Genomic DNA, 12,417 nt, shown 5'->3' with positions numbered 1-12,417 from the left:
TCCGTTCAAGGGCATAACGCCTCCGTAACGACAGATGCGGACTTTCGGCCCGAATGCTGCGATTCCGACTCGGACCGCTGAACGTACTCGTCGAGCGTAGGCGTCTGTCGCCGAAAAATAGGGACAAAAGCCCTATTTGTTCTCGGAGCGTTATCTAAGGAAGATCCCTCGACGTGACTCAGTCGACGGCGACAGCTTCTTCACCGGACGCCTTGGCATCCACGCGATGACGCATATCGGTGATTTCTCGCTCGAAATCTTCTGCGGAGCTGAAGGATTTGTAGACCGACGCAAACCGGAGATATGCCACCTCGTCGAGGTTGCGTAAGGGGTCCAAGATCGCCAATCCCACTTCGTTGCTCGGAATCTCGGCCGAACCGGAAGCACGCACGGCATCCTCGACCTGCTGAGCCAATAAATTCAACGAATCGTTGTCGACATGACGACCCTGGCACGCGCGGCGCACACCCTTCACGACTTTCTCGCGGCTGAAGGGCTCGGTGACACCACTGCGCTTGACAACTGACAGCACCGCTGTCTCGACAGTCGTGAAACGACGACCACATTCGGGACACGAACGACGACGGCGAATTGCCTGACCTTCATCCGCCTCACGCGAGTCGACCACTCGGGAGTCAGGGTGCCGGCAGAACGGGCAATGCATCGCGGTTCCTTCTTCGTTGCCAGGAATGGCCGCAATTGAAGATTCCCACCAACTGCAAATCTTCGGAGGATCCACAGAGCAGATGCGCGACCACCCGAGGTGGTGTGACTGTCAAGCTCACAGCTTACTCGTTCGACACCACCCGAACGCATGCTCGGTCCTTCTCCGGCCACCGAGTGCCGATCACCCGCGCACTCCGAGACCTCGACTTGCACTGCGCTTACGTCAACGCCCCTGCGCGGCAGGAACAATCAGCGTCTGGCCTACCTTCAGCCTGGAATCATTCATTGCATTGAGATCCATGATCCGCTCGATGACGACCCCCACCGATTGACCGGGAGCAATATCGGCTGCGATGTCGCTCAACGATTCACCCGCTGCGACGCGCACAACGGAGGTAGCACCGACCGGATCCGAAGCACCACTTGTGGACACAGCCGCGAGCCCTACCAAACCGAGCACCGCCACGGCCGTCAACAGCACTCCCGTGGCCATACTCCGCCAACCAACGCCGTCGGAACCGACACGATCGACATGGACAATATGAGGCGCCCGCGACACTCCCACTCGATTGCGGTGTTCGAAGTTCCCGCTATGTGGCCGTGAAGAATCCGAATCTCGATCGAATCGGCGATCACCAGCCGGCTCACGAACGGAGTCACGACGTCCGCGAAATTCCGGCGTCTCGCGGCGGACGCGGTAAGCCATCGCCCCGACGGCCTCGTCGTATGGCGCGGCATCGTAGAACGACGCGTGGTACTTCGGCGCCACCCGAGGATCCGGAAGTGCCTGATCAGAAGCTGGGTCGTACTCGAAAGCTGCGTCGTACTTCAGTGCTGCGTTGCCCATCTTGACCTCCGCGGATCTACACCGGCTCATTCGAACTCGTTAGCGGTTCGAACCTGCGTTCGATGGAACGCATGTTCGAATTTCTACCACGTCTGACTGACAAAGTCTTCTATTCGAGCGACACAGGTCGAACAGATGTTTGAAACCGCGAGCAAATGCGACTAGATTCGTGTCAGGTCACACAATGGGAATTCCGAACTGGGACTCCCGGGGCGACGTGTACGCACAGAGAACCACGCACCACCGACAACAAAGCTCGACCGAGACAACAAAGTTCGACCGAATAAGTCACAGCACCGCCGATAATCCCGATATCCACCGCTCGTAGACAAGCAATCACCGCAAACACGCAATCACCGCAATCACCGCAAACACGGAAGGCTCAACGCCATGAAGGACGATCGCTCCACAAGTGCCGCAACGGCAGGCGTTGCCGCGACGTCAGCCGAAGCTCTCACCCAGCGGCAGCGCCGCGTTCTCGAAGTGATCCGGGATTCGGTGAGCGAGCGTGGATACCCGCCCAGCATCCGGGAGATCGGCGATGCGGTGGGACTGACGTCGACGTCGTCGGTCGCGCATCAACTCCGCACACTCGAGCGCAAGGGCTTCATTCGCCGCGACCCCAATCGCCCTCGAGCGGTGGATGTCCGAGGACTGGACGAGGTTGCCGCCGACACCGCTATCGCTTCGGTGACGAGGCATGCGTCGGAGATTCGTAGCGCCGCGGGCGATCCGCTTCCTGAGCCTGCATTTGTGCCGGTCCTCGGTCGCATCGCTGCCGGCGGGCCGATTCTTGCGGAAGAAGCCGTCGAAGACGTGTTCCCACTCCCCCGCGAATTGGTCGGGCAGGGATCGCTGTTCATGCTCAAGGTTGTCGGTGAATCCATGGTCGAAGCTGCGATCTGCGACGGTGACTGGGTAGTCGTGCGTCAGCAGAATGTCGCCGAGAACGGCGACATCGTTGCTGCGATGATCGACGGCGAGGCGACGGTCAAGACATTCAAGCGGGTCAAGAAGGACGTGTGGCTGATGCCGCACAATCCCCTGTTCGAACCCATCTCCGGTAACAACGCCGTCATTCTCGGCAAGGTAGTCACCGTGATGCGCAAGATCTGACGCGTACAGATCAAAAACCAACTATGGCCCCGGCTGATGCCGGGGCCATAGTTGTCGCTGCTTCGATCAGAGGTTCAGGGACCGTCCGATGATTTCCTTCATGATTTCAGTCGTGCCGCCGTAAATGGTCTGCACGCGGGAATCCATGTACGCCTTGGCAACCGGGTATTCCTTCATGTATCCGTAGCCGCCGTGAAGCTGGAGGCAACGGTCGATCAGCTTGACCTGGGCCTCGGTGGTCCACCACTTGGCCATTGCGGCTTCCTGAACCGTCAGTTTCTCGGCGTTGAGCTGCTCGATGAACTTGTCGACGAGAACACGGACGGCGGTGGTCTCCGTCGCCAATTCGGCCAGCACGAATCGGGTGTTCTGGAAGCTGCCGATCGACTTGCCGAATGCCTTGCGGTCTCGGCAGTACTGGATGGTCTTCTCGAGAACGGATTCCATAGCCGCGGCAGCTACCACTGCGATGGAAAGACGTTCTTGCGGAAGGTTCTTCATCAGGTAGAGGAAGCCCATTCCCTCTTCACCGAGCAAGTTGGCAGCGGGAACCCGAACGTCGGTGAAGCTGAGTTCGGCGGTGTCCTGTGCCTTCATGCCGATCTTGTCGAGGTTGCGTCCGCGATCGAAGCCCGGCATGTCGCGCTCGACCACAAAGAGGCTGAAGCCTTGTGCGCCCTTGTCTGGATCGGTACATGCCACCACGATGACGAGATCGGCGTTGATGCCGTTGGTGATAAACGTCTTGGACCCATTGAGGATCCAGTGGTCACCGTCGCGAACTGCCTTGGTCTTGATGCCCTGCAGGTCACTGCCCGTGCCGGGTTCGGTCATCGCGATCGCGGAGATCAGCTCGCCCGATGCAAATCCCGGTAGCCAGCGCTGCTTCTGTTCGTCGTTGCACAGATCGAGTAGGTACGGCGCCACAACGTCGTTGTGAAGGGTGAAGCCGAGCCCGCTGTACCCACCCTTGGTGGCTTCCTCGGTGATGATCGCGTTGTAGCGGAAGTCCTTTACACCGCCGCCACCGAATTCCTCGGGAACGGCCATTCCCAGAAAGCCCTGCTTTCCGGCTTCGACCCACACGCCACGATCGACGATGTTCTGCTCCTCCCACTGATCGTGGAAGGGTGCAACATGCTGTGCCAAGAACTTCTGGAAGGACTCCCGGAAAAGGTCATGCTCCGGTTCGAACAGGGTACGTTCCACGCCAGCTCCTACTGCTTCGATGCATCACGGGGCGAACGGATGTCCACTCGTCCCACCTGACTGTCGTTCTGACGGTAGAACTCCTGCGAGCACGCGTCGATGACTCGAACGATCACGATTCGTGACTGTACCGGTTACCTGTTACTCGAAGTACGGAATTTAGCTAGATAGCGCATGACCGGGTAGGCGACGAGGATGCCGATCGAGCCCCAGGCGATGCCGCCGAGTTCCACCGAGCCGATGGTGAGTGTCAGGTTGCCGATACCGGCGACCAGTGCGGCAGCGGCCACGGTGAGATTCACCGGATCGGTGAAATCGACCTTCGCTTCCATCCAGATCCGAACACCGAGAATGCCGATGAGGCCGTACAGCACCATGGTCGCGCCACCGATGACGCCGTTGGGAACCGTGAACACCAGCGCGCCGAACTTGGGCGAGAAAGCCAGGACGACCGCCGTGGCCGCCGCGACCCAGTACGCCGCAGTCGAGTAGACGCGGGTAGCCGCCATCACGCCGATGTTCTCGGCATACGTCGTAGTACCCGATCCTCCGCCCGCGCCGGCCAACGTAGTTGCGAGGCCGTCGGCAAAGAGTGCGTTTCCGGCCAGGTCGTCCAACGACTTTCCGGTCATCGCCGACACAGCCTTGACGTGTCCGACGTTCTCGGCCACCAGAACGATCACGACAGGCAGCGCCAATACGATGACCGACCAGTCGAACGACGGGCCGTGCAGGCTCGGGACACCGAACCAGTCGGCCTCGCGCAGTGCAGTAACACGCTCGCTGTCGAGGCCACCGTAGATTGCGGCAAAAACCCAGCCGATCACGACGCCGACCAGGATTCCGAGCCGGCCGAGCAAGCCCGGTCCGACAACGGTGACCAGAAGAATCGAGAACAACGTCACTGTCGCGATCAGGGGCTGCGACTGATACGACGCGGCTGCGGTCGGCGCCAGGTTCAGACCGATCAACGCCACGACAGCACCGGTCACCACAGGGGGCATGACCGCGTCGATCACCCGTCCGCCGATCACGCGCACGGCTACACCGATGAGCATCAGCACGATACCGACCGCCATGACCGCACCGAGCTGCGCGGCCGGGCCGGACCCAGCCGACGCGGTCAGCGGCGCGATGAACGCAAACGACGAACCGAGGTAACTCGGAATCCGTCCCTTGGTGATGATCAAGAACAGCGCGGTACCGATACCCGAGAACAGCAAAGTGGTCGTGACCGGAAAGCCGGTAATCGTCGGCACGAGCAGTGTCGCACCGAACATCGCGATGACATGCTGCATCCCGATGCCGACGGTTCGGGGCCAACTGAGCCGTTCGTCCGGGCGCACCACGGCGCCGTCGGCAATTCGTTTACCGTCACCGTGGACAGTCCAACCGATTCCGCTGGCCCCGGTCGTCGTTTCTCGTTTAGTCACAGCCCGAAATACTAGGTCAGTGCTGGTACTGCGACCTCATTCGGTTCAACTCAGGGCGAGTGCAGCAGCCTTTCGTGCCGACGCCGGATCGCCAGTGGCAAGTACTGCGGCAGCCGCAGCGACACACTGCTCCATGGTGACGGAACCGACCTTGGCGCCGACGCCCGCAACGGACGCGGCAGCACACGAGAGTGACGAAACACCGAGTCCGGCAAGAACGCACGCCAACAACGGGTCCGCCGCCGCCTCTCCGCACACACCGACGCGCTTGCCGACTGCCTGACCGGCCTGCGCGGTACGAGCAACCAATGCGAGCACCGCCGGTTGCCACGGATCGGTGAGCTCCGCGAGTTCGGACGACATCCGATCGGCGGCCATCGTGTACTGAGCCAAGTCGTTGGTGCCGATGGAGAGAAACTCGACGTGCTCGAGGATCTGATCAGCAAGCAAAGCCGCAGCCGGGACCTCGACCATGACGCCGGGAACGAGGCCACGGACTCGGACGGCCTCGGCAAAGCGTTTAGCTTCCGCCGGGGTCGCGATCATCGGCGCCATGACCCACGGCGACGAGCCCGTACGAGCTGCTGCAGCGGCGATCGCGTCGAGTTGCCGATCGAGAATTCCCATGTCCTGCCAGGCAATTCGGACGCCTCGAACACCGAGAGCGGGATTCGCCTCCTCCTGATGATTGGCGAACTTCAATGGCTTGTCCGACCCGGCATCGAGGGTGCGGACGATGATCTTCTTGCCCGCAAACGCTTCCAGAACTTCGGTGTAGATTGCCGCCTGCTCGTCGACCGTCGGCTCCGTCTCACGTCCGAGGAAACACAGTTCGGTCCGAAACAGTCCGATACCGTCGGCAGCGGTGAGCGCTGCCGCCCGGGCACCCGCGCCGTCCTGGACATTGGCCAGTACGTCGACGGGCCGACCGTCGGCTGTGCGCCCTGGGCCCACCCAGGTGCTGACCCGCTCACGCTCGAGTCTGGACTGCTCGACCAGCGCCTTTGCCTTGTCTGCATCGGGATTGCTGATCACCTCACCGGTGGTCCCGTCGATCAGTACGGGAGTACCGGCTTGAACCGTCTCGAGATCCTTGACTGCCACGATGCACGGAATCCCCAGTTGGCGCGCGATGATCGCGGTGTGGCTGGTGGGACCACCAAGAACCGTGACGAGCCCGATGATCTTGGTCGCGTCGAGACCAGCCGTGTCAGCCGGCGCAAGATCGTCGGCGCACAGAACGGACGGCGTCTCGGGCGCGGGAATTCCTGGTTCCGGCAGTCCGGACAGCTCGGCGATCACCCGATCGCGAATGTCCTTGAGGTCCGTCACACGCTCTGCCATCACCCCGCCGAGTTTCGTGAACATCGTCACGAACTGTTCGGTCGCTGCGATGGTGGCCTGAACCGGAGGCACCCCGGCAGCGATGGATTTCTTCGCTATCCCGATCCAGCCCCGGTCAGCTGCCATAGCCGCATTTGCCGTCAGCACCTCTGCGGCAGCGCCAGTGGCAGAGGCCGCTCGGGCGAGCAGTCGACCTTCGACTGTCTTGGCCGCGGCGATGAAATCGTCCTGGGCGGCTGCCCGAACCGACTCGTCCAGCGGTGGGGCTTCTGCGATCAACTCGGGGCGCCGGGAAGGCCAGATTGCCGGGCCGTAAGCGACTCCGGGAACAACCGGTGTTCCATGCACACTCGCGATATCGATCTGTTCGGTCATCGGTCCTCCTAGAAACGATTTGCCCGACTGGCCACCAACCGTAGGTCCCACGCCGCGCCGACTTCCTGTTCAGCTTTGTTGTGACGAAGATTACTCGCAACTCTTGACATGTCAACACACTCGGGCGTAAAACAACATAAAGCAACATTGACTGTGACTCGCACCGCACCCGCGAATCACGACCGGCACCAGCAACGGAGAGACTGTGTACGCGGAAGAACGCCAACAAGCGATAGGCACGATGGTGTCGCAGCGAGGACGCATGTCCGTGGCGGCACTGTCCGAGACCTTCGGCGTCACCACCGAAACCGTCAGACGCGATCTGGCCTTCCTCGAACGAATCGGGCAGGTACGACGCGTCCACGGCGGCGCAGTACCCACCGCCTCACTGCACGTCACCGAACCCGGCATGGCCGAACGTGATCAAACCCGCGCAGAACAGAAAGACCGCATCGCCCGTTGTGCGCTGTCGTACCTGCCGCCGAACGGCGGTAGCGCACTCTTCGACGCCGGCACCACCACCGGTCGGATGATTACCGAAATTCCGACCGATCTCGACTTCACTGCGATCACCAATTCCGTTCCGATCGGAGCGCGACTCGCGTCGATGAACTCGGTATCGCTCATCCTCGTCGGCGGCCGGGTTCGCGGAGTCACCCAAGCAGCGGTCGGCGAGGACGCACTACGACTGCTCGGCACCTTGCGTGTCGATGTCGCCTTCATCGGCACCAATGCCATCAGCCTCGGACACGGACTGTCCACCCCGGACAGCGAGGAGGCAGCAGTCAAACGAGCAATGGTCAAGGCCGCCAATCACGTAGTGGTACTGGCAGATTCAAGCAAGGTGGGCCGCGAGCATCTCATCAGCTTCGCGCCGTTGAGCAGCATTGACGTCCTCATCACCGACGAGGACATCACCCCGACCGACACGTCCGAGTTCCACGACCAGGGAATCGAGGTAGTCATCGCATGATCGTCACCCTGACAGCCAACCCGAGCATCGACCGAACGGTGCAACTGGAGCAACCACTCCAGCGTGGCTCAGTCCTGCGAGCCCACTCCACGCGCAGCGATCCGGGCGGCAAGGGGGTGAACGTGGCACGCGTCCTGAGCGCGGCGAAACTCGAGGTTCTCGCGATTCTTCCCGGAAACCCGGGCGACCCGCTTCTCAGCACACTTGCAGATGGCGCAATCCCCCACCTCGGCGTCGCAACCGAGGGCCTCGCTCGCACCAACATCACCGTCGCCGAACCGGACGGAACCACAACAAAGATCAACGAACCTGGCGCGGCCCTCTCCGGCACAACACTCGACAACCTGGCACGCGAACTCGTTTCACGAGCAGATGTAGCCAGCTGGATTGTGCTGTCCGGTTCCATTCCACCTGGCGTCGATCCCGGCTGGTACGGCGAACTTGTTGCGGCACTGCGCGATCACCCCTGCAAGGTCGCGGTCGACACCTCCGACGCGCCACTATCCGCTCTTGCCGAGAACTTTCCGCTCACGGCGCCGGATCTCCTCAAGCCCAACGGCGAGGAGTTGGCGCAACTCACCGGCGTCGACGGCAATGCCCTGGAAAATGCTGCACAAGAAGGCGATCCGGGGCCGGCGATCGCTGCGGCCACTCTTCTGGTCGAACGCGGTGTCGGCGCGGTGCTCGCAACTCTCGGAGCAGCGGGAGCCGTATTGGTCACCGCCGAAGGCACCTGGATTGCCACCGCTCCCCCGATCGTCGCGGTCAGTACCGTCGGCGCGGGCGATTCCTCACTTGCCGGATACATCCTCGCGGCGACCGCCGGGGCTGATCCAGGTGAATGCCTTCGCCACGCTGTCGCCTACGGAAGCGCTGCCGCCTCCCTCCCCGGCACTACCCTCCCGACTCCAGATCAAGTCGATCTTGCAGGCGTCACGATCTCGTCTGCCACATCCGCACCCGCCCTGCCCACCGAACTCGCCTGACGCCGTAAGGAAATCGACATGTCCGAACCCACCGCACGCAGTTCCGGCTCCCCGATCATCAGCCCAGAACTGATCTCACTCGACACCAATCTCGGCGCCTCGAAAGAGGACGTCATCCGTGCGCTGGCCGCGCGACTGACCGCGGCGGGACGCGCCGACAACGCCGACGGTCTGGTCGACGCCGCCCTGGCCCGCGAAGCGCAGTCCGCCACCGGCCTACCCGGCGGAATCGCGATCCCGCATTGCCGCGCCGAGGCCGTGACGTCGGCGTCGCTGGGGTTTGCGCGCCTCGATCCGAAGGTCGACTTCGGAGCCCCGGACGGTCCTGCCGACCTGGTGTTCCTGATCGCCGCCCCCGAGGGCGCCGGCGCAGAACACATGAAGCTCCTGTCGTCGCTGGCTCGCGCCCTGGTACGGCCCGCATTTGTCACATCCCTTCGGGAAGCCCCGACGCCTGATGAGATCGTGCGGTTGGTCGACGAGGTGCTCAATCCGGCACCGGCAAAGCCGTCTACTCCAGAGCCGGCAGCTGCCGCTGTTTCCACAGCGAAACACTCAGCCGAGCCGACGCCGCCGGAACCGGCCGCGCCTGCCGCTGCCGAGCGTCACGTCGTTGCCGTCACGGCCTGCCCCACCGGCATCGCTCACACCTACATGGCCGCCGATTCCCTCGTCGCCGCCGGTGAACGCGCCGGTGTCACGGTCCACGTGGAAACACAGGGTTCGAGCGGCAGCACACCGCTCTCTCCGTCGCTGATCGCAAGTGCCGCGGCCGTCATCTTTGCCACCGATGTCGGGGTGAAGGGCCGCGAGCGGTTCGCCGGTAAACCCGTCGTGGCGTCCGGAGTGAAACGGGCGATCAACGAACCGGACAAGATGCTGGCCGAAGCACTCCGCGCCGCTGACAATCCCTCAGCGGCAACGGTGGACGGGACTGCCGCTGCCGGCGCGGATGACGGCGAGACCGGCGACGTCGGGTTCGGCACGCACCTGCGGCAGGTCCTTCTGACCGGTGTCAGCTACATGATTCCGTTTGTCGCCGCCGGTGGGTTGCTCATCGCACTCGGCTTCCTCCTCGGCGGTTACGAAATCTCCGGTCCCGCCGGGGACATCGTTCTCAACAACTCACTGACAAACCTGCCTGACGGCGGCCTCGCCACCTACCTCGGCGCCGTACTCTTCCAGATCGGTTCGCTGGCCTTCAGCTTCCTCGTGCCGGCGCTCGCGGGTTACATAGCCTTTGCCATCGCCGACAGGCCAGGTATCGCCCCCGGTTTCACGGCCGGCGCGGTAGCCGTCTTTGTCGGTGCCGGATTCATCGGCGGCCTCGTCGGCGGTCTGATCGCCGGTGTGGTCGCGCTGTACATCGGCCGGATCTCCGTACCGCAGTGGCTCCGCGGATTGATGCCCGTCGTGATCATTCCGCTGTTCGCCACCATGATCGTCGGCGCGTTGATGTTCCTGGTCCTCGGCCGCCCCTTGGCCGCGATCACCACCGGACTCACCGACTGGCTCAACGGACTCTCGGGTAGCTCCGCCATCTTCCTCGGCATCATCCTCGGCCTGATGATGTGCTTCGACCTGGGCGGACCGGTCAACAAAGCTGCTTACGCCTTCGCCGTAGCCGGTCTGAACGTCGACGACCCCGCATCGCTGCGCATCATGGCCGCCGTCATGGCGGCCGGCATGGTCCCGCCGCTCGCGATGGCACTTGCATCCACCGTCCTGCGCCCCCAGTTGTTCAGTGAAGCAGAACGTGAAAACGGAAAAGCTGCCTGGTTGCTCGGCGCTGCCTTCATCTCCGAAGGCGCCATCCCCTTTGCCGCTGCCGACCCGTTGCGTGTCATTCCCTCGATGATGGCCGGCGGCGCCATCACCGGCGGTCTGATCATGGCATTCGACGTCACACTGAGCGCTCCGCACGGCGGAATCTTCGTATTCTTCGCAGTCGGCGGAATCGGCTGGTTCCTGGTTTCTCTCGCCGCCGGAACCGTCGTAGCTGCGGTGGCGGTCATCGGCGCAAAACAGTTCATCCGAAGTGGCCCGACAGACGCCGAGTTGGACCCCGAAATCGTGCCCGCTGCGGCATGATCGACATCACACCCACCACCACCCTGAGGAGTTCTCATGCCAAGTAAGACAGTTGCCGTAGGTTCCGCAGTTGGCCTCCACGCGCGCCCCGCTGCCCTCATCGCCGAAGCGGTGGGCGCCTCCGGAGCCACCGTGACTCTCGCCGTTGCCGGCGAAGAACCCGTGGACGCAGGCTCGGCGCTGATGATCATGACGCTCGGCGCCGCCAAGGGTGCCGAAGTCACCATCGAATCCGACGACATCGACGCCCTCGAGAAGGTTGCCGAGTTGGTTGCTGCCGATCTCGACGCCTGAATATCCGTCACCAGAGCCGGACGCTCGTATGAGTGTCCGGCTTTGGTGTTTCTATCTGCTGTGCTTCTATCTGTGCCTTCGGAAGCGGACGAGCAAACCACCGCCGATGGCGATCACAACAACACCGCCGGCAATGCCCCACACCGCTGCGTTGCTCGACTCTTCGCCCGCTGACTCTCCGTTTTGCGACGCCAGTGCCTTCTCGACAGAGCCGCGCAAGACGTACAGCGGCGGAAGCGCTTCACCATTCGACTCGGAACCGATCACCAGATCGCCGGCTTCCGTGAAGGTGACGGACTCACCTTGAGGTTGATACGGCGTCGGGATGCGTAGCGGCTGCCCCTCGGTGAGTGCGGCGCCGATCCCCTTCTCGCCGACCCGGTAGAGATAGACATCCGAATAATTCCGCAGGGCCACCACCGAACCGTCTGCGGACACCGCGCCGCCGGTGAACATCGAAGCGGCAGTCCCGTCCCCTGTGCTGAGTGTTCCGACTCGCGTCAGCGGTGTCGGCCCGGGTTCGGCCAGCGCGGAAATACTCTGGCCCTGCGCTGGTGTGTAGATACTGCTCGTTCCGAAAAGTTCCTTCGTGACGACGAATACGCGGCCACTTCGATCGACCAGCACTGCTTCGGCGTCGTGCGGTCCGTCTGGGTAGGTCGCGCGATGCAACGACGCGCTACCCGACGCGGGGTCGAGCGTGATGAACGCGACGGTCTCGCGGGTCCTGAGGTTGTCGCCGATGTCCGCGAGAATCAGCGATCCGTCGTACCACGCGAGATCCTCGATGTCGTACGGGTCGATCGGCACGGGAATCCAGTTTCGCACAACACAATCGGTGTCCAGTTCCAGGACAACTTCGTCGTTTCCACTGTCGCCGACCCCGTAGATCCGGTTGCCGACGGCCACCATGCCGGAGAGTTCCTCGAGTCCGGGATCGGTCGGTGTGCAGAGTGGCTCGAATACACCCGTCTCCGGGACGGGTGTATTCGATTGCGCTCCAGCACTTCCGGACAGCAGGACTACCAGTGCGCCGGTAGCAGCGGCAGTTGCGAAGTAAGAACTACGCACTCGGTGCGTACT

Annotated in this window: 11 protein-coding genes; 5 read left to right on the top strand and 6 right to left on the bottom strand. The window is 62.7% G+C overall.

What is annotated here, in order from left to right; all coding sequences use genetic code 11:
- Positions 1-178: 178 nt before the first annotated feature.
- Both nrdR and C7T36_RS20345 read right to left on the bottom strand, forming a co-directional pair.
- Positions 179-664: a transcriptional regulator NrdR gene (nrdR, locus tag C7T36_RS20350; RefSeq protein WP_033234817.1), complete on the bottom strand. Its 486-nt coding sequence runs from the start codon at positions 662-664 to the stop codon at positions 179-181.
- A 225-nt stretch (positions 665-889) separates the two neighbouring features.
- Positions 890-1,513: a LysM peptidoglycan-binding domain-containing protein gene (locus C7T36_RS20345; protein ID WP_052683515.1), complete on the bottom strand. Its 624-nt coding sequence runs from the start codon at positions 1,511-1,513 to the stop codon at positions 890-892.
- 390 nt (positions 1,514-1,903) lie between these two features.
- On the opposite strand from C7T36_RS20345, the gene lexA reads away from it, so the two are divergent.
- The gene (lexA, locus tag C7T36_RS20340; RefSeq protein ID WP_033234818.1) at positions 1,904-2,629 is read left to right on the top strand and encodes a transcriptional repressor LexA; all 726 of its coding nucleotides are present in this window, start codon (positions 1,904-1,906) and stop codon (positions 2,627-2,629) included.
- Positions 2,630-2,695: 66 nt separating this feature from the next.
- Here the strand turns inward: lexA and C7T36_RS20335 are convergent, their stop codons facing one another.
- From C7T36_RS20335 to C7T36_RS20325, 3 genes are all read right to left on the bottom strand, one after another.
- Entirely contained in the window at positions 2,696-3,838 is a 1,143-nt protein-coding gene (locus tag C7T36_RS20335; RefSeq protein ID WP_033234819.1) for an acyl-CoA dehydrogenase family protein, read from the bottom strand.
- A gap of 134 nt (positions 3,839-3,972) precedes the next feature.
- Positions 3,973-5,271, bottom strand: a complete 1,299-nt coding sequence (locus tag C7T36_RS20330) for a uracil-xanthine permease family protein (RefSeq protein WP_045067399.1) — start codon at positions 5,269-5,271, stop codon at positions 3,973-3,975.
- Between the two features lie 45 nt (positions 5,272-5,316).
- Entirely contained in the window at positions 5,317-6,990 is a 1,674-nt protein-coding gene (locus tag C7T36_RS20325) for a phosphoenolpyruvate--protein phosphotransferase (protein ID WP_045067397.1), read from the bottom strand.
- Between the two features lie 205 nt (positions 6,991-7,195).
- On the opposite strand from C7T36_RS20325, the gene C7T36_RS20320 reads away from it, so the two are divergent.
- Genes C7T36_RS20320 through C7T36_RS20305 form a run of 4 tightly spaced genes read left to right on the top strand, consistent with a single transcriptional unit; the run spans position 7,196 to position 11,334 of the window.
- Positions 7,196-7,963: a DeoR/GlpR family DNA-binding transcription regulator gene (locus C7T36_RS20320; RefSeq protein WP_045067396.1), complete on the top strand. Its 768-nt coding sequence runs from the start codon at positions 7,196-7,198 to the stop codon at positions 7,961-7,963.
- Positions 7,960-8,949 (top strand): 1-phosphofructokinase, encoded by a 990-nt coding sequence (pfkB, locus tag C7T36_RS20315; RefSeq protein ID WP_033234822.1) that lies wholly within the window; start codon positions 7,960-7,962, stop codon positions 8,947-8,949. The genes C7T36_RS20320 and pfkB overlap by 4 nt, the downstream gene beginning before the upstream one ends.
- 18 nt (positions 8,950-8,967) lie before the next feature.
- Positions 8,968-11,040, top strand: coding sequence for a fructose-specific PTS transporter subunit EIIC (locus C7T36_RS20310; protein WP_045067395.1), 2,073 nt, complete (start codon positions 8,968-8,970; stop codon positions 11,038-11,040).
- A gap of 36 nt (positions 11,041-11,076) precedes the next feature.
- Positions 11,077-11,334, top strand: a complete 258-nt coding sequence (locus C7T36_RS20305) for an HPr family phosphocarrier protein (protein ID WP_033234824.1) — start codon at positions 11,077-11,079, stop codon at positions 11,332-11,334.
- Between the two features lie 66 nt (positions 11,335-11,400).
- On the opposite strand, the gene C7T36_RS20300 is transcribed toward C7T36_RS20305, so the two are convergent.
- Positions 11,401-12,405, bottom strand: a complete 1,005-nt coding sequence (locus tag C7T36_RS20300; protein WP_045067394.1) for a hypothetical protein — start codon at positions 12,403-12,405, stop codon at positions 11,401-11,403.
- Between the last annotated feature and the right edge of the window lie 12 nt (positions 12,406-12,417).

Origin of the sequence: Rhodococcus sp. AD45-ID (assembly GCF_003023755.1) — a bacterium.
Lineage (GTDB): Bacteria > Actinomycetota > Actinomycetes > Mycobacteriales > Mycobacteriaceae > Rhodococcus_F > Rhodococcus_F globerula.
This window is presented reverse-complemented; position numbering and strand designations above follow the sequence as displayed.

Coding starts and splice junctions, on each gene's coding strand:
- nrdR (WP_033234817.1), bottom strand. CDS start 664: ATGCATTGCCCGTTCTGCCGGCACCCTGACTCCCGAGTGGTCGACTCG.
- C7T36_RS20345 (WP_052683515.1), bottom strand. CDS start 1,513: ATGGGCAACGCAGCACTGAAGTACGACGCAGCTTTCGAGTACGACCCA.
- lexA (WP_033234818.1), top strand. CDS start 1,904: ATGAAGGACGATCGCTCCACAAGTGCCGCAACGGCAGGCGTTGCCGCG.
- C7T36_RS20325 (WP_045067397.1), bottom strand. CDS start 6,990: ATGACCGAACAGATCGATATCGCGAGTGTGCATGGAACACCGGTTGTT.
- pfkB (WP_033234822.1), top strand. CDS start 7,960: ATGATCGTCACCCTGACAGCCAACCCGAGCATCGACCGAACGGTGCAA.
- C7T36_RS20310 (WP_045067395.1), top strand. CDS start 8,968: ATGTCCGAACCCACCGCACGCAGTTCCGGCTCCCCGATCATCAGCCCA.
- C7T36_RS20305 (WP_033234824.1), top strand. CDS start 11,077: ATGCCAAGTAAGACAGTTGCCGTAGGTTCCGCAGTTGGCCTCCACGCG.